Below are 19,318 nucleotides of genomic sequence, written 5' to 3'. Positions count from 1 at the left end.
ACCGCGAATTCCGGCTGTAGATGACGACAGTCTTCGGAAACACGGACAAGATGCGCTTGACATCGCTCAGATTAGAATCGGATTCGTCCTAATGGATCCGAAATGGGTATTTCCCCCTTACTAATCTGGGCTCCTAAGCTGGTCTGAGCATGCATGGCACCGGGCCCTGCCTCGATCTGCCAGGAGCGTCAATGGAGACTCGGCACCTGAAGTACTTCATTGCCGTGGCCGAGGAGAGGCACTTCGGCCGGGCAGCCCTCCGCCTGCACATGGCGCAGCCGCCGCTGTCGCAGGCGATCCGGCAGCTCGAGGAGCAGCTCGGCACGCCCCTGCTGCTGCGCACCACGCGCAAGGTTGAGCTCACCCCGGCCGGGCAGGTCCTGCTGGACCGCGGACGCGCGCTGCTGCAGGACCTCGGCGCGCTCGTGGAGGACGTCCAACAGGTTGGCGCAGGAGCCACCGGCGTGATCCGGGTCGGCTTCACCGGAACCGCCACGTACCGGCTGATGCCCAGCATCGTTCAGGCCGCACGCCGGACCCTCCCAGGGCTCAGGCTCACTGTGCAAGGCGAGATGCTGACACCACAGATGGAGGCTGCACTTGAAGAGGGCCGGCTGGACGTGGCAGTCCTCCGCCCCCCGGTCCGCTCCGACGAGGTCATCCTGAGGCTGCTTGAACAGGACCAGCTGGTGGCGGCTCTGCCCGCCGATTCGCCCCTCGCGGAGCGTGGCACGCTGGACATCACCGATCTGGCCGCCGAGGACTTCATCGGCTATTCCGCGGACTCCGTAGTCAATACCATCTCCGTTGAAGCCTGCCGCAAGGCCGGTTTCCAGCCTCGCCTGGTGCAGGAGTCCAAGGAAACATCCACCCTGCTCTCGCTCGTGGCCGCCGGCATGGGCGTCGCACTCGTGCCCATGACCTCCCGGATGTTTTCCTTCCAGGGCGTCGCCTTCCGCCCGCTCCGGGACCCGCCGCCGGTTGACCTCGCCGTCGCATGGAACCGGAACAATGTGACCCCGCTGATCCGGACCTTTCTGGGCCTCTTCGACGCCCTCGCCACCTCACAGCCAGCAGCCGCCGCAAAGGACACCTCCGAATGAAAATCGCACGTATCGAGGCCATCCCCTATTCCATCCCCTACGCCCGGCCCCTGAAGTTCGCCAGTGGAGAGGTCACGGCCGCGGAACACGTACTGATCCGGGTGCATACGGACACTGGGATCTGCGGAGTGGCTGATACGCCTCCCCGCCCGTATACCTACGGCGAAACGCAGGACTCCATCATTTCGGTGGTCACCAAAGTGTTCGCGTCGCAACTGATCGGCTTGGACCCCCTGGACCGTTCCAAGGTCCAGAAAATCTTGCGCCGCACAGTCCATAACCCCACAGCCAAGGGCGCCCTCGACATAGCGCTGTGGGATGTCGTCGGGATCTCGCTCGGTACCCCGGTGCACAAACTGCTGGGCGGCTTCACCGACAGCATGCGGGTCTCCCACATGCTGGGCTTCAAGCCCGCCGGCGAGCTCCTTGAGGAAGCGCTGCGCTTCCGCGAGACGTATGGGATCAACACCTTCAAGCTCAAGGTTGGCCGGCGCCCGCTCTCCCTGGACGTCGAGGCCTGCCATGTGCTGCGGGAAGGCCTCGGTGCGGACACCGAGATATACCTCGACGCCAACCGCGGGTGGACAGCGAACGAGGCCATGGAGGTGCTCCGCCGGACCGAAGGCCTGGGACTGACCATGCTGGAGGAGCCGTGCGATGCCGCCGAGGCGATGGGACGGCGCCGGCTGGTCCAGCACTCGAGGATTCCGATCGTCGGTGACGAGAGTGTTGCCAGTCTGGGCGACGTGTCTAGGGAATTGCTCTCCGGCGGGAGCAACGCCATCTGTATCAAGACCGCGCGCAGCGGTTTCACCGAGGCCCAGCAGATCCTCGGCCTCTGCGAGGGCTTGGGCGTGGATGTCACGATGGGCAACCAGATCGACACCCAGGTCGGAAGCCTCGCCACCGTGACCTTCGGGGCGGCCTTCGAGGCCAGCTCCAGGCGGGCGGGCGAGCTCTCCAATTACTTGGACATGACGGACGACCTGCTCGCGGAACCGCTCGAAATCAACGACGGCGCCATCCGTGTCCGCGAGGTCCCCGGCGTCGGTGCTGTCATCGATGCCGACAAGCTGCAGAAGTACCGTCAGGACTAGGCCTCTCCGCCAGCACCTGCCCTCAGAAACCCCACACCGCAAGGAGAAACTTTATGCTGTACCTGGTCCGCATGGACGTCGATATTCCGCTGGACATGCCCAAAGAACGCGCCGACGCCATCAAGGCGGAGGAGAGGGAGTACTCCCAGGAGCTCCAGCACGATGGGCGCTGGGCGCATTTGTGGCGGGTCGTGGGCGAGTACTCCAACTATTCGGTGTTCGACGTCGCAGACAACGACGAGCTGCACACCATCCTCTCAGGCCTGCCGCTGTTTCCGTATATGGACATCAAGGTCACGCCGCTGGCCAAGCACCCCTCTGCCATCGGGTAGCCGGTCGGATTCGGATTCATATACCCCGGCTCTCAATCAGTGACAGATGGGTATTTCTCATCAATAAATTCCGGGCCTACTGTTGAAACCACAAGGAACGTGATGCACAGCACAGTGCAGAGCACAACGGTCCGGAACCCGAACCGTGAATCGACGAAGGAGTCATTATGACGACGGAAACCCAGGCCACTGCGGCCGCTTCGGGCGCGGGGGCCACCGCCCGCTTCCGGGAAAACAAGCAAATCGGCGCCGGCACGAGCCAGGAGCGCGTCAACGCCCTCGCCGGCCGGCTCATTAAGGCGATCAACGACATCGTGCTTGACGAGAAGGTCAGCTATGACGAGTACAACGCCTTCAAGGCCTGGCTCATCAGCGTCGGCGAAACCGGCGAATGGCCGCTGTTCCTGGACGTCTGGGTGGAGCACTCGGTTGAGGAGGTCGCCAATGCCAACCGGCATGGGACCAAGGGCACCATCGAGGGTCCGTACTACATCCCGGACTCGCCCACGCAGAACACTCCGGCCACCCTGCCGATGCGTGAGGATGAGCCCGGCACTCCGCTGCTGTTCCAGGGCCAGGCGAAGAACGTCGCCGGAGAACCGCTGGCCGGTGCGCTGATCGAGCTGTGGCACGCCGATGACCTGGGCTTCTACTCCCAGTTCGCCCCCGGGCTGCCGGAGTGGAACCTCCGCGGCTCCATCATTGCCGATGCCGAGGGCAACTTCGAGATCAATACCATGCAGCCGGCGCCGTACCAGATCCCCACCGACGGCGCCTGCGGGGCGCTCATCGCTGCGGCAGGCTGGCACGCCTGGCGCCCCGCCCACCTGCACTTCAAGGTTTCGGCTCCCGGGCACCAGCCCATCACCACCCAGCTCTACTTCGAAGGCGGCGAGCACGTCGTCGACGACATCGCTTCCGCCGTCAAACCCGAACTCATCCTCGCCCCCACCCGGCGTGCCGACGGCCAGGGCCGCGAAGTCACCTACGACTTCATCCTCGACCCCGAGGACTAAGCCCGCTACCAGTTCCAGGACTGGCGCTTGTTAGGCCCGGGGGCGGCCCCCGGGCCTAACCAAACATCGCAGACGGCGGCACAGTACCGCCGTCGATCCATCCAGCAGACATGCCGCGATGGCGCGCTGCCAAAAACGCTCCCTCTGCCCCATGAAGCCAGGCAGCATTCAGTGCTCACACAACCTCACACCAGACAGGAGACGTCGATGACTCAGGGAACAGTCAGAGGCGGCGTTGATAACCTCGACCTGCGGCACGCGTTCGGCAGATTCGCCACCGGAGTCACTGTGGTCACCACCCGCACGGCCGACGGTGTCCCGCACGGTGCCACTGTCAACGCCTTCACTGCGGTGTCCCTGGACCCACCGCTGGCCCAAGTGACGCTGACACGTACTTCGCGGGCCGCCCGGTACCTCGAAGGCGCCCCGTTCGCGATCAACATCCTCTCGCTCGAGCAGATGGACGTCGCGCTGCACTTCGGCGGCAAGGTGCTGGACGATGAGCCCGAGTGGGCCCTCGCCGGCAACGTTCCGGTGTTGCTGAAGAATGCAGCGACGCTTGAATGCAGGCCCTGGAACATCTATGACGGCGGCGACCACATCATCGTGGTGGGCGAGGTCATCGCTATGGACATCACCGATCGCCAGCCGCTCCTGTTCTTCGACGGGAAGTTCCGCGAGATGGGGCGCTTGGTCGGGGGTGCTCCGTGGGGCCACCCCGCCGACGCTCCCGAATCGGGCTGGTTCGCCGGCTCCAGTACTTTCAAACGGATGCACAGTCCCCAGCCGGGATTCCTTGCGCCAGGACGGCCGGACGCTTGTCGGTGTTCGTCGATTCATTGCCGTATGGCAGCGACGGACAAGTCCTTGTAGCCGGAAACACAATTCGCACTTTCTAGACGTTTGCATAAGGCGTTCCGATGGTTCGTGCAGCCTTGCGCCATCGGGCATGAAAGTCATGTCCGATTGGGCATCCTTTTCATCCAGATTCTGAAGTTTGTTGCTATCAAAGGAGATTAGACAATGACGAAACCAATCCACACGATTGCAGGAGCAGGCAATGTCCGCTGAACCCATCGTCGCGGTTTCCCCTAAACCTAAATTCGTGAGAAGCCGCGTCACCTATTCGCTATATGCCTATTTCTGTACATTTGGTTGGTTCATGCTTGGATTCTCTCCATGTGTTCCGATCATCGCCCAAGAGCAGAAGATCTCAAATGGGCAGGCGGGGCTGATAGGACCGGCTCTCGCCTTGGGACTTATTCTGGGGGCACTCGCGATCAACCGAGCCACAGCCAGTTTGGGACGCAAGAGGGTTCTTTTTTCTGCGAGCACCATCCTCACCGTTGGCCTCATTGGGCTCCTTTTGAGTTCTTCCTTCCCTCTGACTGTCGCGGCGACCTTTGTGTGTGCTTTCGGGGCTGAGTCGATTATCGCCTCAGTGCTCCCGGGCCTGGCAGTGCATCACCAGGCCATGGCTCCAGCCGCGTTGAGTGAGGGCGCCGCGATTGGGGCGGCCGCGGGCCTGGCATCACCGTTCCTCGTTGGTCTGAGTATCTCGGCGGGATGGGGATGGAGGGTCGGCATCTCCACAACCATTGTGCTCCTTGTGATCGCATGCCTCTTCCTGGCGGGGATGCCACGAGTAGGTGCACTTGACGGGCGACGCCCGCGAAACGCCTCTCACCCGTCGGCAGCCCGCCCATCGAAAACCACTGGCGTATTCTGGCTCCTCTGGGTGGCTTGCATTTGCGGTATCGCTTTGGAGTTCTCCACCCTGTTTTGGGTTCCGGCGCTCTTCTCGGAGCGTGCGGGCATGAGTCTGGGGGCAGCCGCGTCCTCGGCCTCCGCGCTCGTTCTGGGTGAACTGATTGCCCGATCGATCTCATCGCGACTCAGTACCCGATGGACGCTCAGGCCTTTGCTGCTGGTTGCCCTCACCGTTACTGCGTTGGGATGGCTTATCTTCTGGACTGCGAGCGTCCCTCTCGTTGCCATCGTAGGACTCTTCATCGCTGGCTTGGGGATCGGCCCGCTGCAGCCCTTGACAGCTGCCTCTTTGTTTTCAGTCTCTCCGGGAGAGGAAACCAAGGCGCAGTCGCGCATCTCGATTGGACAGGGCATCGCGATCGGTACTTTCCCCATCGTCCTGGGGGCATTGTCGGACGTCACCGGCACGTTCCTGGCTTTTCTGGTGATTCCGGCGCTAGTGATTCTCTGCGCCATCATGCTGGTCATCGCAACCAAAAAGGTGCATTCAGCGCCCGACCCTGACTCTTACGTCGTCGCACTATAACTACGTCAAGCAGAACGAAAGAGAAACGTGTGTCAGCAGCTGTTCCGTTCTCGTTCAGTCGGATCTCACAGGGGCCAAGCGATGCGAAGGATTTTCTCAGCGCCCTTACTAGGCACAAGGAATACGCGCTGGTGGGCGGCACCTTCGTCGCCAGTGATCCTCGAGGCTCAAAGCGGTCCATTGGTGACACGGTAGCCCCTCGGAAGACGTGTCGAGCGGCTCGGGCGCGATGTGAGTCACGTGGTCGTTCGACACGTCTTCCCGGTTCGAAGGCCGCGCCGCCGACGAACACGGATGACGGTGCATGGCACCGACCCTCGTAGGGACGTCGAAGTTCAGCTCACAAGCATCGGTGGCCAGCCCTGTCCAACCCTGGGACGGCGCCCATCACCTGTTCTGCTCACACTGCGTACATCTGATCTATGTTCACCACCACGGGCCCCTAGCGGCCCCGCGAAAGGAAGTCTCAGCATGAAACCCGCCATGAACCAGATCTCGACCATGCAAGCCACATTCGAAGAGGATTTGCCCGCATATGCAGCAGCGGGCTTCGAAGCCATTGGCCTTCTGGAGATGAAACTGCCCGAGGACGACAACAACAACCGCCGACTGCTGGACAAGTACGGCTTCGAGGTGTCGAACTGCATCGTCAGCGTCCTCTCGATCCTGCCCTTGCAAGGAGTGGTGTTGCCGAAGGGAGACTGGAAGGGCATCGACTTCGAAGGTCCCAAGGACACCGAGACCCGCATCCGGCAGATTTGCGACGCCGTCCGGCGCCTCGGACCGTACAAGCCTTCGTCCGTGACTGTGTCGTTTGGCTCGCCGGACGGCTTCGAAAGCGCTCGAGCCGCAGAAGCTGCGCTGCGAGATGGCCTGCGCCGCATCGCGGATGTGGCGACCAAAAGCGGGGTTCGAATCGCGATCGAGCCGATCCACCCATCGATCATCCACACCCTGGGTCAGTCCATCTCTGAGACGGCCCACATTATCGACGATGCAGGGGTCGCGGACGCCGTTGGCATTCTTATCGACACGTGGCATTCGGGCGATTCACCCACGTTGTTCGAGGACATCGAGGCTCACGGCGATCGCGTCATCGGTCTGCATGTGTGTGACCGCGCGCCTGCCGGCAACCCCAACCGCCTGGTGCCCGGCACGGGCGCATCCCCAACTGTGGAAATCCTGGGTGCACTCCGCAAGCACGGCTACAACACCTGGGCGGACGCAGAGCTTTTCTCGCCGCATGACGTTTGGTTGCGCCCCGTCGAGGAGGCAGCCACGATCGGTTTCACCGCAATGAATGATGTACTCAAGCGAAGCGCTGATTTCGCCTAATCCACCCACCGAACTGTAGGGAGTCAACTATGTCCAGCAATGGTCGAATGCAATACCCGCTTGGCGAGGTCACCCGCGGCCACCACTATGCGATCTCCGTGCGCGACATGGACGCAATGATTGCCTGGTACCAGGAGAAGCTCGGCGCCGTGGTAACCGGAGCCTGGGACCCGGAGGAGCTTGACGCTCACGTCCGGATCGTGACTGTCAATGGATTCTCGTTTGAGCTTGTCTCGATGAAGGAATCCTCGCCGTCTTCAACCCAGTGGGGTGACCCGCCCGGCATGGCCATTAACAATGGCCCGTTCCACATGGCCTTCACCGTGGACGATTGCGCCGCCTCCGTTGCAGAGCTCAAACTTCGCGACGTGAAGTTCGCTTGGGATGTCGCCGACTACGACGAACTCAAGATGCGTTGTGCACACTTTTGGGATCTGGAGGGAAACATTCTCGAGCTCGTCGAGGTACTCGACTAAGAGAGGCAAATTCTCGTCTGCAGGCAAAGGGCAAGTGCGTGACTCGGCACCTGATGGCCGGTCGACCGGTCATCAGGTGCCGAAGCCCATGCGCACTCGCGCGAAGACCACGGAATCTCGCGACCGTGGTCTTCGCGTCAAGGCCTTCAAAAAATCCGTTCTGCTCGAGTGGACATGCCCCCTCAAGGCTACGCGCCGCCCGTCTCGCCACGCAGGTGTTTAAGCAGGTGTTTAAAGTGTGCCGCGATGGAGTCCGTTGGCCTCAAAATCCTCAAGGGTTCTAAGGGCGCTGTAGCCCGAACCGGCTTGCGGCCGCATTCGAGGTCGTACTCCGCACGTGGTGACGACCCGGGCACCTAGCTCACACAACCTCACTGCCCCGCCCCGGGACATCGGACAGCTTTCTGCTGTCGACCGTGATCGAGATCATTCCGTCAGGGGTCCCTGAAACAGGGGAGGGTACGAATAACGGTGAGCCTCGTTTGCTATCCGGTTAGTTCCTCAATGCGGCGCACAGATACCCGGCAACCTCCTCGCGGACTCCGCCGAAACAAATGGGCTCGCGGCCGCTCTCGCTGCGCCGCCAGAGACTCGTAGCTGCGGCTGGCCACGCGTGACTCCGAGGTCCGGCAATACGGCAAAGGGAGTGGCAATTAGGGAAAGCGGGCGACGGTGGGAGGTCCCACCGTCGCCCGGTTGGCTTTAAGAAATCAAATAGCCCTGGACGCCAGTTTCGGCTCCTACAGGTAACTCTTTACGCTCGCACGGAGTGCTTCCGTGTGCTCGTAGATCTCTTCCAGCGAGTTAATCGGAACCCGCGTCTCTTCCCTGTTGTCGTCGAAAATTCCGATGTACTTCTGGGTCCGGTTGAAGTGCAGGCGCGCGATCGGTTTGCGGTTATTGTCGTCCAGCAGCACCGCGAAATAGGACTTGGCATCCCGCTGCGCTACGCGAGCGGGCTTGACTTCACTGCAGACGATGGCCCGCACGATCTGGTACCCCTCGATTTCCTCCAGCGTTGTCTCCAGCCCGTCAGCCTCGGCCAGGTCCGCTTCGGCCACGGGTGCGCTGGTGACGCTGGCAGCCACCGTTGCATCGTCAGTTTGGGGGAAGGCCGGGGCGCCGAGGGCCTTCTTCAGCCGCTCGTTCACCTGGTCGTTCAGGAACTGCTTTGACGCTTTGGTCACTAGCGCGGTGAATTGCTCACGCACCTTCTGGGTGTAGGGGCCCGTATACACGCGACCGGTGAGGAACTTGATCCACTCGTCCTCCGGCTCCTTGAATTGTGCGGCCAGGGTTCTCTTGAGTTCGCCGATGTATTTCAGTTCGCCGGCCGCGCTGATGATCGAATCAAGATCAAAGACGTCCTTGGACAGTTTCTGCAACTCCGGAATCAGGGATTCGTCGATGTCGTTCAAGTCGAGCACAAGGAACGGCTTGGCATCCATGCGGTTCGGTGCATCGAGGTCCGTGAAGAATTGATACACCTCGCCGTTAGTGAGGATGGCGATTCTGGCGTTAGTGACGGCGAAGTACCGGAAAAGCTGAGATGCGTGCTCGATCTTCACGGGTTCCGAGGACTTCTTGCACTCGATCAGGATCTGCACCTCGCCGTCCTTGACGATCGCGTAGTCGATCTTCTCGCCCTTCTTGAGACCCACATCCGCGATGAACTCCGGAACTACTTCCATGGGATTGAAGACGTCATAGCCAAGAATTGTGGAAATGAAAGGCATGACAAAGGCATTCTTTGTTGCCTCTTCCGTCTGGATCACACCTCGCTGCTGGCGCACCTTTGCTGCCAAAGCCGAAAGTTTTTCTGCAAACTCCATTTGTCCCCCTACGAATTGATAGTGCAACCAACGGTAGCGCAGCCCTGTGCCAATTTGATGAATGGAGCTGTAGATGGTGGCTTTGAGACTGGGGATCGCAGCTCGCCTACACGAGCGGCCAGGGGTAGCGCATGCCGGTGCGGTCAACCGGCAGGACCCGTCCTTGCAGCAGGCGCTGCACGCGGTGCTGCAGGGCGGTGACCTCATCGTCGTCGAGGAGTTCAACCAGCTCGGCAGGCACGGCCTCCGCGACTGGGGCGATGTCCCCGAGCAGGGCATCGGGGATGGGTTCGCCGGCGAAGTCCCAGATCACGGTGCGCAGTTTGAAAGCTGCCGAGAAGCACAGCCCGTGGTCGATGCCCCAGATCCGGCCGTCGTCGCCGCGCAGTACGTGGCCGCTCTTGCGGTCGGTGTTGTTGGCGACGTAATCAAACAGGGCAATTCGGGCCAGCTCCCCGTGGGTCTCAGGGGCGTCCTCGAACAGGGTGAAGTAGTGCTCCTGAAAGTCGCACTCAATGAACCACTGCAGGGACCCGACGCCCAGCGGGGCCTCCTCGCGGATCACTGTTGGCGGGACGAAGCCCCACCCCAGCGATTCGCTAAGCAGGTAGGCGGCACGTTCCCGCTTGTAGAGCCCGGGCTCGAAGTCGGACAGCGGCCGTTCCCCGGCCTCCGGCTTGTAGACCGCGTATCCCTCGTCTTCGCCGCAGGTGACCTGGACCAGGAACGTCTGGTTGCTGCTGCGCGGGATGAGGCCCAGGAGCTCAATGCTGCCCTCGGTGAGCAGTGTCAGCTCCCGGCCGGACACGGCTTGCCCCATTTCACGGCGTCCTCAGCCCGCTGAGGGGTTCCGAAGTCGAATTCACCATCAGTACGGCAGGATCCTGGCCCTCGACGAACGTGATGGCGGAGACCGAGCCCGGGCTGATCACGATGCGCTGGAAGAGGTCCAGGGGCGTCCCCAGGGCGTGGGCCACGGCGGCTTTGATGGGGTCGGCGTGGGAGAAGCACACGACCACACCCCCAACATGGGACGCGCACAGCGCCTCCATCGCTCCGACAATCCGCCCCTGCATTTCCGGAAAGCTCTCGCCCTTCGGGAAGCGGAAGGCGGACGGGTTGTGCTGGACGGTCTGCCACTCAGGCAACGCCGCCAGGTCGGCGATCGGGGATCCGGTCCACTCGCCGAAGTCGCATTCGAGCAGCCCGTCGTCGTGCTTCAGTTCCAGTCCGGTGCTGGCCGCCGTCGGTTCCGCCGTCTCGCAGGCACGCTCCAGGGGCGAGGAATAGACGGCGTCGACGGACAAGCCCGTGAGCCGTTCCGCGACGCGTTCAGCCTGGGCCCGGCCGCGGTCGGACAGGTGGAGTCCCGGCGCCCGTCCCGGCAGCACCGTGCCCGTCGTCGGCGTTTCCCCGTGGCGCACCAGAAGCAGGAGCGTGCCCTGCTGTGGGGACTCCGCTGAAGGTCGAGGCGTTGCTGCAGTCATCACGTTTCAGCGTAGGGGGTGCCTTGGCCCGGCGCGAGGTCTACGGTGGAGGAGTGAGTGATCGCCCCGATATCTTCACTGTTGGTGAACTGCGTGCCTCCGGCCACGTCCACAAGGACCTGCGCCGCGAAATCCGCGACAACCTGCTCGCTGCCCTCGCCGCCGGCCGCGACCCCTGGCCCGGGATGTACGGGTTCAGCCGGACTGTCCTGCCCCAGCTCGAGCGTGCCCTGCTGGCCGGGCACGACGTCGTCCTGCTCGGCGAACGGGGGCAGGGCAAGACCCGGCTCCTGCGCACCCTGGCCGGGCTGCTGGACGAGTGGTCGCCGGTGATCGAGGACTCGGAACTGAACGAACACCCGTACGACCCCATCACGGAGCACTCCCGCGCCCTGGCCCTCACTGAAGGGGACCGGCTGCGGGTGGCGTGGCGGCACCGCTCGGAACGGTACGTCGAAAAGCTCGCGACGCCGGACACCTCCGTCGCGGACCTGATCGGCGACGTCGACCCGATGCGGGTGGCCGAGGGCCGCCGCCTGGGCGACCCGGAAACTATCCACTACGGGCTGGTCCCGCGCTCCAACCGCGGAATCATCGCCATCAACGAACTGCCCGACCTCGCCGAGCGGATCCAGGTCTCCATGCTCAACGTGATGGAGGAACGCGACATCCAGATCCGCGGCTACGTGCTGCGGCTGCCGCTGGACGTCCTGGTGGTCGCGTCCGCCAACCCGGAGGACTACACGAACCGCGGCCGGATCATCACACCGCTGCGGGACCGCTTCGGCGCCGAGATCCGCACCCACTACCCGATCGAGCTCGACGACGAGGTCGCCGTCATCCGGCAGGAGGGGCAGCTGGTGGCCGGCGTCCCGCCCGTCATCCTCGAGATCCTGGCCCGCTACACCCGGGCGCTGCGGCAGTCGCCGGCGGTCAACCAGACCTCCGGAGTGTCCGCCCGGTTCGCGATCGCCGGTGCCGAAACCGTGGCCGCGGCGGCCCTGCGCCGGGCCAGCGTGCGCGGCGAGGACGAGGCTGTCGCCCGGATCATTGACCTGGACGCCGCCGTGGACGTCCTGGCCGGAAAGATTGAGTTCGAATCCGGTGAGGAAGGGCGGGAACAGGACGTCCTGGACCACCTCCTGCGCATGGCCACCGCGGAAGCCGTGCGGGCGCACTTCCACGGCCTGGACATGGGTCCGCTCGTGGCCGCGCTCGACGGCCACGCCACGGTGACCACGGGGGAGCTGGTCACCGCGCGGGAGTTCCTCCACAACCTCCCGTCCCTCAACGGCTCCAGCCTCTACGACGACATCAGTGAGCGCCTGGGCGCGGAAGACGACGGGCAGCGCGCCGCCGCCGTCGAACTTGCACTGGAAGGGCTCTACCTCGCCCGGCGGATCTCCAAGGAGTCCGACGACGAGGAGACGATCTACGGGTAGGCAGCTTTACGGCTAAGGAGGCCTCATGACCGCTCACAACCGGTCCAGGTACGGCCGGTACACGGGAGGACCGGACCCGCTCGCCCCGCCGGTGGACCTGGCGGAGGCGCTGGACGCCGTCGCCGAGGACGTCATGGCCGGCTACTCGCCCCGGCACGCCCTCCAGGAGTTCCTGCGCCGCGGCGGCCGGAACCGGGAAGGCCTTGACGACCTCGCCGGCCGCGTCCAGCAGCGGCGCAGTGAACTGCTGGACCGGCACAACCTGGACGGCACCCTCAACGAAGTCCAGAAACTGCTCGAGACTGCGGTGCTGGAGGAGCGCAAGCAACTCGCCCGCGACGCCATGATGGACAACACCGACCGTGCCTTCCGGGAGATGCAGCTGCAGAACCTGCCGCGCTCCACAGCGGCGGCGGTCAACGAGCTCGCCTCCTATGACTGGCAGTCGAGCACCGCCCGGGAGGCCTACGAGCGGATCAAGGACCTGCTGGGCCGCGAGATCCTGGACCAGCGGTTCGCCGGCATGAAGGAGGCGCTCGAGGGTGCCACCGAGGAGGACCGGGCCGCCGTCAGCGAGATGCTGCAGGACCTCAACGAACTCCTCGGCAAACACCGCCGCGGCGAGGACACCGACGCGGACTTCCAGGAATTCATGGCCAAACACGGACAGTTCTTCCCGGAGAACCCGCAGTCGGTCGAGGAGCTGGTGGACGCGCTCGCCCAGCGCGCGGCCGCAGCCCAGCGGCTCCTGCAGTCCATGTCCGCCGAGCAGCGCGAGGAGCTGATGCGGCTCTCCGCCCAGGCGTTCGGCACGCCCGAGCTTATGGCACAGCTGGGCCAACTCGATGCCAACCTGCAGGCTTTGCGCCCCGGCGAGGACTGGACCGGCTCCGAACGCTTCGAGGGCGAGGAAGGGCTCGGACTCGGCGACGGCACCGGCGTGCTCCAGGACATCGCCGAGCTGGACGGACTGGCCGAGCAGCTCTCCCAGGCCTACAGCGGGTCACGCCTCGATGACCTGGACCTGGACGCCCTCGCCCGCCAGCTGGGACAGAATGCCGCCGTGTCGGCCCGTACCCTCGCGGAGATCGAGCGGGCCATGCAGGACGGCGGCTTCCTCCAGCGCGGGGCCGACGGCGATCTCCGGCTGTCCCCGCAGGCCATGCGGCGGCTCGGCAGGTCGCTGTTGCGGGACACCGCCAAGCAGCTCTCCGGCCGGCAGGGCCGCCGGGACACGCGCGTCGCCGGGGCGGCCGGGGAGCAGACCGGCTCCAGTCGGCAGTGGGAGTTCGGCGACGCCGAACCGTGGGACGTCACCCGCACCATCACCAACGCGATCCGCCGCACCATCGCCGACGGCGGTGACCCTGGTCGCGGACTGCGCCTCGCCGTCGGCGACATCGAAGTCACGGAGACGGAGGCGCGCACGCAGGCCGCCGTCGTCCTGCTCGCGGACGTGTCCTTCTCGATGGCCGCCGAGGGGCGCTGGGTGCCCATGAAACGCACCGCCCTCGCCCTGCACCACCTCGTCTCAACCCGGTTCCGCGGGGACCGGCTGCAGCTGATCACGTTCGGCCGCTACGCGCAGACCATGGACATTGGCGAGCTCACCGCCCTGCCTGCCCTGCGGGAGCAGGGAACCAACCTGCATCACGGCCTGCTGCTGGCTGGCCGGTTCTTCCGCCAGCACCCGTCGATGCAGCCCGTGCTCCTGGTGGTGACCGACGGCGAACCCACCGCGCACCTGCTGGCCGACGGCGAGTCCTGGTTCTGCTGGCCGCCGGACCCGGAGACCATCCGCGTGACGGTCGCCGAGCTGGACCGCCTTGCCCGGGCCGGCACGCAGGCCACGTTCTTCCGGCTCGGCGACGACCCGTCCCTGGAACGGTTCGTCCAGCGGATGGCCCGCCGGATCGACGGCCGGGTGGTGGCGCCCGAGGCCGGGGACCTGGGCGCGGCCGTGGTGGGGGAGTACCTCCGCGCCCACTTCCGCGGACGCCCCTACGACGACGCCGACTGGGCCCAATAGACGCTGCTCAATAGACCACCGCACCGGGAGTGATGCACGTGACCACCATGCCTGCCGAGGGAGTCGGGTTCCGCTCCAAACGCGGACCCGTCCTCATCGCCCTGATGCTCTCCACCGGGCTGGTGGCGATCGACGCGACCGTGGTGGCGACAGCCGTGCCGGCGATCGTGCACGACATTGGCGGGTTCACGTCGTTCCCCTGGCTGTTCTCCGCCTATCTGCTGGCGCAGGCCGTGTCCGTTCCGGTCTACGCGAAGCTCTCCGACACCATCGGCCGCAAGCCGATCATGCTGATCGGAATCGGCCTGTTCCTGCTCGGCTCGATCCTGTGCGGCGTCGCCTGGAGCATGCCGGTCCTCATCGCCTTCCGCGTGGTGCAGGGCCTGGGCGCCGGTGCGGTCCAGCCGATGGCCATCACCATCGCCGGCGATATCTACACCCTGGCCGAACGGGCAAGAGTGCAGGGCTACCTGGCGAGCGTGTGGGCGGTCTCCTCGGTGGTGGGCCCGACGCTCGGGGGCGTGTTTGCCTCACTCGGCATCTGGCGCGGCATTTTCCTCGTGAACATCCCGCTGTGCCTGGTGGCCGGGTGGATGCTGGTCCGGTCCTTCCACGAGAACATCGAACACGTAAAGCACCGGGTCGACTATCTGGGCGCGGGGCTGCTCACAGTCTCGCTCACCCTGCTCATTCTCGGGGCGCTCGAGGGCGGCCAGGCCTGGGCCTGGGACTCTGCCATCAGCGACGCAGTGTTCGCCGGCGGTGCCCTCCTGTTCGTCGCGTTCATCCTCGTCGAACGGAGGGCGGCGGAGCCGGTCCTGCCGCCGTGGGTGGTGTCCAGGCGGCTGCTGGCGACGACGGCGATGGTCGCCTTCGGTGTCGGCGCGGTCATGCTGGGCATCACTTCGTACGTTCCGACGTTCCTGGTCGGAGCCCTCTCGACCTCCCCGATCGTGGCCGGGCTCGCCCTGGCGGCCCTGACCATCGGCTGGCCGATCAGTGCGTCCCAATCGGGGCGCCTGTACCTGCGCATCGGGTTCCGGAACACCGCCCTGATCGGCATCACGGTCACCGTCATCGGCACGGCGGTCCTGGCCGTCACCGCCTCCGCCCCCAACGTTGCGCTGGTCGCAGGCAGCTGCTTCATCGTCGGGCTCGGGCTCGGGCTGGTCGCGACCCCGACCCTGATCGCCGCCCAGACGAGCGTCGAATGGAACGAGCGCGGCGTGGTCACCGGCACCAACCTCTTCGCCCGGTCGATCGGCAGCTCCATCGGCGTCGCCGTTTTCGGCGCGATAGCGAACGCCGTCTACGCCGGCACCCCGCACGGCGACACGGATCCCCGGACCATCGTGGCGGCGTCATCCGCCGTGTTCCTGGCCGTCATGATCGCCGCAGTCCTCACAGTCGCCGCCGTTCTCGGCATGCCCGCCACAAAACCCATCAAGCAGGTCCAGGCCGCCGCGCGCGGGTCATCCAGCAGCGGATGACGTCTTCCATGGTCTTGCTCTGAGCGCCTGGCCGCGGCCTCGGTGGTCACCGTCCAACAGATTCAGCGGACGCTGTTTCCCATCTGTATTCGATCCAAACCGAATAGTCGTGGGCGCGTTCGAACATTGAGCGCGGCTCGGCGCCGTCGGCGGCTATCCACAGTATTTGATCGTCAGATGTCACGCCGTCGACCCTGCCTGTTCGTACGATTCTGTCTCCGAGGCGTATTTCCACAATTTCCCCCACCAAGGGCGACCAAATCGGCTGCAGGTGAACCTTATTTTTCACTGCGAAGCGCGGGTTCCTCCGGGAAGCACGCCAGCGCCGTTTCATGGGCCGCCCGCAGCGCCTCCCGAACGGGGAGGGCGCGATGTTCCTCGGACAGGATTTCCACGCCCCAGGGACCGTTGAAGCCAATAGATTTCAGTGTCTGGATGAACCCTTCAACATCCTGGTCGCCCTGTCCGCAGAGGCGTCGGTTGTCGCGGGTATCTTCGAAGAGGGAGCCTCGGATGTCCGCGTCCGCGTCATTGAGTTCCACTCCGAAAATCTGATGCGCCTCGAGGCTGCCGGACAACTCGTCCAAGGAGGTTCCGGCGCGGAAGACGTGCCAGTAGTCGACGACCAGCCCGCAGCCGGGCATGTCGACGTTTCGCATGAGGTCCGCCGCGGCCGGGACTGATCCGACCATCGAAAACGGCATCGGTTCCAGAGCGATGCGCGTCCCGCGAAGCGCGGCTTCAGCGCTCAGGCGGCGGAGGGGGTCCACCAGGAAATCGAGGTCATCCAAGGGTTCGCCGATAGTCGTTCCGACTTTTATGAACTTTGCGCCGAGTGTCTCGGCGGCTTCCAGGAGGAGGTCGAACTGGGGCCGCCACCGGTGCGAGAGGCTCTTGTCCCACCAGTCGGAGAGGAGCTCAACTTCAACATGGCGGAGGCCGGCGTCGTCGATGAGGCTCCGCAGGGCAGGAAAGCCCAGGGTTGAGCGCGCTGCGGCGAGGTCGTCATGGGCGAGCCCGAAGCCTGACCATCCGGTGGAGGCGATGGCTTCGATGCGGTCGGAGATGGACACTGGACTGGTCTCGGGGACCTGAAGCGGCGCCACGGCGCCGGCGCTGGTCCAGCAGGACGCGACTAGTTCCGGAGCATGGGGGTTGGTCATTCTTCTCCTTTGAAGCAAATCCGGGGCTGCCGCCGGAAGCGGTCAGTGCGATGTAAGAATGAAACCACAATTTGTTGGAACGTTCCATTGACATTCGGAATAACCTCAATCTATGGTTGGAACGTTCCATCCTGAGAGGTGGATCACAATCGTTCACAAACCGGCGGCCTCCGTTTTCCGTCATGCCACGGCATGACACAGAAGCGTTCCGAGGGCCGAAATGGCGCGAATCAAAGGAGATTTCACGTGGCAAACTTCACTTGGCGGCGGGGCGTTACAGCACTCGCCGTCGTTCCGCTTCTGGCGCTGGCGGCATGTTCGAGCAGCGGCGGCAAGCCCGCAGATTCGGCCGCTACGGCCGGCGGGGGAAGCGGCCAGGCCGTGGACACCCCCCGCATCAAGATCGCGATGATCACCCACGCCGCTGCAGGCGACACCTTCTGGGACATCGTTCGCAAGGGCGCCGAAACCGCCGCGAAAAAGGACAACGTGGACCTCCTGTACAGCGGTGACGCTGAAGGCGGCCGCCAGTCGCAGCTCGTGCAGCAGGCCATTGACCAGAAAGTGGACGGCATTGTCCTCACGCTCGCCAAGCCCGAAGCGCTCACGGACGTGGTGAAGAAGGCGGTGGACGCCGGTATCCCTGTGGTCAGCATGAATGCCGGTGAAGACCAGAGCAAAGCCATCGGCGCATTCACCCACTTTGGCCAGAGCGACAAACTCGCAGGCGTAACGGTGGGACAGCGGCTCGCGTCCGAGGGCATCAAGCACCCGATCTGCGTGATCCAGGAGCAGGGCCACGTGGGCCTCGAGAACCGCTGCGCCGGAGTGAAGGAGAACGTCCCCGGCACGGAAATCCTGAATGTCAACGGTGCCGATATGACATCAGTTTCCTCCACGGTCAGCGCGAAGCTCCAGTCCACCCCGGATGCCGACGCCATCGTCGGCCTCGGCGCCCCCTTCACGCTGACGATTGTCAAAGCCGTCAAGGAATCCGGAAGCAAGGTCAAGGTCGCATCCTTTGACTTGAACGGTGAGCTGGCCAAGGCCATTGAAGACGGAACTGTGGAATTCACCGTGGACCAGCAGCCCTATCTGCAGGGCTACGGCAGCGTTGACGCCATCTGGCTGAGCAAAGTAGGCGGCTTCAAGGTCGGCGGGGGCCAGCAGGTCTACACCGGTCCTGCGGTCATCGACAAGTCCAATGCGGCTGATGTCCTGGCCTTCGCCGAGCAGGGTATCCGCTAACAGTCCGCTGGCCGGGTCGGCCCTGGCCGGCCCGGCAGCTAGGAGAATTATCATGACCGTCACCCAGACCAAGACAGAGTCAGCGGCGCCCGATGAGCGCGTCGCCAAGCGCAGTCCGTTCCAGAAGTTGCTCGGACGTCCCGAGGTCGGTGCCCTGGTGGGCGCGATCGTCCTCTTCATTTTCTTCGCGTTGGTGTCCCCGACCTTTACCCAGCCCGGTGCCCTGGCGACCATCCTGTACGGCTCCTCCACGATCGGGATCATGGCCGTCGGGGTGTCCTTGCTGATGATCGGCGGGGAGTTCGACCTCTCCACCGGCGTCGCCGTGATCACCTCGGCGCTGACCGCGTCGCTGTTCAGCTGGTACTTCACCACGAACGTCTGGGTCGGCGTCGGCCTGGCCCTGGTGGTGTCCTTGTCCGTCGGGTTCATCAACGGCTGGATCCTGATCAAGACCAAGCTGCCGTCCTTCATCGTGACCCTCGCGACGTTCCTGATGCTGACCGGCCTGAACCTGGGCCTGACCCGGCTGATCGGCGGCTCGGTGTCCTCACCCTCGATCTCGACCATGGACGGCTTCGCCTCGGCCCGGGCGGTCTTCGCCTCCTCGGTGACCATCGGCAACGTCGACATCAAAATCACCGTGTTCTACTGGTTCGCGCTCGTCGCGGTCGCGACCTGGGTGCTGATGCGGACCCGGGTGGGGAACTGGATCTTCGCGGTCGGCGGGGACGCGAACGCGGCCCGCGCCGTGGGCGTGCCGGTCAAGGCCACCAAGATCGGCCTGTTCATGGCCGTGGGGTTCTGCGCCTGGATCCTGGGCATGCACAACCTCTTCGCCTTCGACACCGTGCAGTCCGGTGAGGGCGTGGGCAACGAGTTCCTCTACATCATCGCCGCGGTGATCGGCGGCTGCCTCCTCACCGGCGGCTACGGCTCGGCGATCGGCGGCGCGATCGGCGCGTTCATCTT

General features: G+C 64.4%; 17 protein-coding genes. 13 read left to right on the top strand and 4 right to left on the bottom strand.

Annotated features, from left to right (window positions below; all coding sequences use genetic code 11):
• Nucleotides 1-191: 191 nt before the first annotated feature.
• The 8 genes from C560_RS0109915 to C560_RS0109880 all read left to right on the top strand — a co-directional run bounded on the left by C560_RS0109915 (nucleotide 192) and on the right by C560_RS0109880 (nucleotide 7,655).
• The gene (locus C560_RS0109915; RefSeq protein ID WP_026538092.1) at nucleotides 192-1,103 is read left to right on the top strand and encodes a LysR substrate-binding domain-containing protein; all 912 of its coding nucleotides are present in this window, start codon (nucleotides 192-194) and stop codon (nucleotides 1,101-1,103) included.
• Entirely contained in the window at nucleotides 1,100-2,200 is a 1,101-nt protein-coding gene (locus C560_RS0109910; protein WP_026538091.1) for a mandelate racemase/muconate lactonizing enzyme family protein, read from the top strand. Before C560_RS0109915 ends, C560_RS0109910 begins: the two co-directional genes overlap by 4 nt.
• A gap of 53 nt (nucleotides 2,201-2,253) precedes the next feature.
• On the top strand, nucleotides 2,254-2,532 hold the full coding sequence (gene catC, locus C560_RS0109905) for a muconolactone Delta-isomerase (protein WP_026538090.1): 279 nt from the start codon (nucleotides 2,254-2,256) through the stop codon (nucleotides 2,530-2,532).
• 167 nt (nucleotides 2,533-2,699) lie between these two features.
• Nucleotides 2,700-3,548 (top strand): catechol 1,2-dioxygenase, encoded by an 849-nt coding sequence (gene catA, locus C560_RS0109900; protein ID WP_026538089.1) that lies wholly within the window; start codon nucleotides 2,700-2,702, stop codon nucleotides 3,546-3,548.
• 207 nt (nucleotides 3,549-3,755) lie between these two features.
• The gene (locus C560_RS21505; protein ID WP_081801666.1) at nucleotides 3,756-4,421 is read left to right on the top strand and encodes a flavin reductase family protein; all 666 of its coding nucleotides are present in this window, start codon (nucleotides 3,756-3,758) and stop codon (nucleotides 4,419-4,421) included.
• A 187-nt stretch (nucleotides 4,422-4,608) separates the two neighbouring features.
• Nucleotides 4,609-5,844 (top strand): MFS transporter, encoded by a 1,236-nt coding sequence (locus C560_RS0109890; RefSeq protein ID WP_155855766.1) that lies wholly within the window; start codon nucleotides 4,609-4,611, stop codon nucleotides 5,842-5,844.
• Between the two features lie 471 nt (nucleotides 5,845-6,315).
• Nucleotides 6,316-7,179, top strand: a complete 864-nt coding sequence (locus C560_RS0109885; RefSeq protein WP_026538087.1) for a sugar phosphate isomerase/epimerase family protein — start codon at nucleotides 6,316-6,318, stop codon at nucleotides 7,177-7,179.
• Between the two features lie 47 nt (nucleotides 7,180-7,226).
• Entirely contained in the window at nucleotides 7,227-7,655 is a 429-nt protein-coding gene (locus C560_RS0109880) for a VOC family protein (RefSeq protein ID WP_026538086.1), read from the top strand.
• Nucleotides 7,656-8,395: 740 nt separating this feature from the next.
• Here the strand turns inward: C560_RS0109880 and C560_RS0109875 are convergent.
• The 3 genes from C560_RS0109875 to C560_RS0109865 form a co-directional block, all read right to left on the bottom strand.
• Nucleotides 8,396-9,487 (bottom strand): type I restriction endonuclease, encoded by a 1,092-nt coding sequence (locus C560_RS0109875; protein ID WP_026538085.1) that lies wholly within the window; start codon nucleotides 9,485-9,487, stop codon nucleotides 8,396-8,398.
• A 106-nt stretch (nucleotides 9,488-9,593) separates the two neighbouring features.
• On the bottom strand, nucleotides 9,594-10,307 hold the full coding sequence (locus C560_RS0109870) for an SCO1664 family protein (protein WP_231494306.1): 714 nt from the start codon (nucleotides 10,305-10,307) through the stop codon (nucleotides 9,594-9,596).
• 1 nt (nucleotide 10,308) lies between these two features.
• Entirely contained in the window at nucleotides 10,309-10,974 is a 666-nt protein-coding gene (locus C560_RS0109865) for an MSMEG_4193 family putative phosphomutase (RefSeq protein ID WP_026538083.1), read from the bottom strand.
• 53 nt (nucleotides 10,975-11,027) lie between these two features.
• Here C560_RS0109865 and C560_RS0109860 point away from each other — a divergent pair, with 53 nt between their 5' ends.
• Genes C560_RS0109860 through C560_RS0109850 form a run of 3 tightly spaced genes read left to right on the top strand, consistent with a single transcriptional unit; the run spans nucleotide 11,028 to nucleotide 15,935 of the window.
• Nucleotides 11,028-12,416, top strand: coding sequence for a sigma 54-interacting transcriptional regulator (locus tag C560_RS0109860; protein ID WP_026538082.1), 1,389 nt, complete (start codon nucleotides 11,028-11,030; stop codon nucleotides 12,414-12,416).
• 25 nt (nucleotides 12,417-12,441) lie between these two features.
• On the top strand, nucleotides 12,442-14,445 hold the full coding sequence (locus tag C560_RS0109855) for a vWA domain-containing protein (RefSeq protein ID WP_026538081.1): 2,004 nt from the start codon (nucleotides 12,442-12,444) through the stop codon (nucleotides 14,443-14,445).
• Between the two features lie 32 nt (nucleotides 14,446-14,477).
• On the top strand, nucleotides 14,478-15,935 hold the full coding sequence (locus tag C560_RS0109850; RefSeq protein WP_442853157.1) for an MFS transporter: 1,458 nt from the start codon (nucleotides 14,478-14,480) through the stop codon (nucleotides 15,933-15,935).
• A 278-nt stretch (nucleotides 15,936-16,213) separates the two neighbouring features.
• On the opposite strand, the gene C560_RS0109845 is transcribed toward C560_RS0109850, so the two are convergent.
• Nucleotides 16,214-17,098 carry a sugar phosphate isomerase/epimerase family protein gene (locus C560_RS0109845; protein WP_026538079.1) on the bottom strand — a complete coding sequence of 295 codons (885 nt, stop codon included), beginning with the start codon at nucleotides 17,096-17,098 and terminating at the stop codon, nucleotides 16,214-16,216.
• Between the two features lie 246 nt (nucleotides 17,099-17,344).
• Here C560_RS0109845 and C560_RS0109840 point away from each other — a divergent pair, with 246 nt between their 5' ends.
• Together C560_RS0109840 and C560_RS0109835 are read left to right on the top strand one after the other, a co-directional pair.
• Nucleotides 17,345-18,346, top strand: coding sequence for a substrate-binding domain-containing protein (locus C560_RS0109840; RefSeq protein ID WP_018774197.1), 1,002 nt, complete (start codon nucleotides 17,345-17,347; stop codon nucleotides 18,344-18,346).
• A 52-nt stretch (nucleotides 18,347-18,398) separates the two neighbouring features.
• Nucleotides 18,399-19,318 (top strand): ABC transporter permease (locus tag C560_RS0109835; protein WP_026538078.1); only part of this gene is annotated, 920 nt, incomplete at its 3' end.

Source organism: Arthrobacter sp. 9MFCol3.1, assembly GCF_000620385.1.
Taxonomy (GTDB): Bacteria; Actinomycetota; Actinomycetes; order Actinomycetales; family Micrococcaceae; genus Arthrobacter.
The sequence above is the reverse complement of the archived record's forward strand: the minus strand, read 5'-3'. Positions and strand labels throughout refer to the sequence as shown.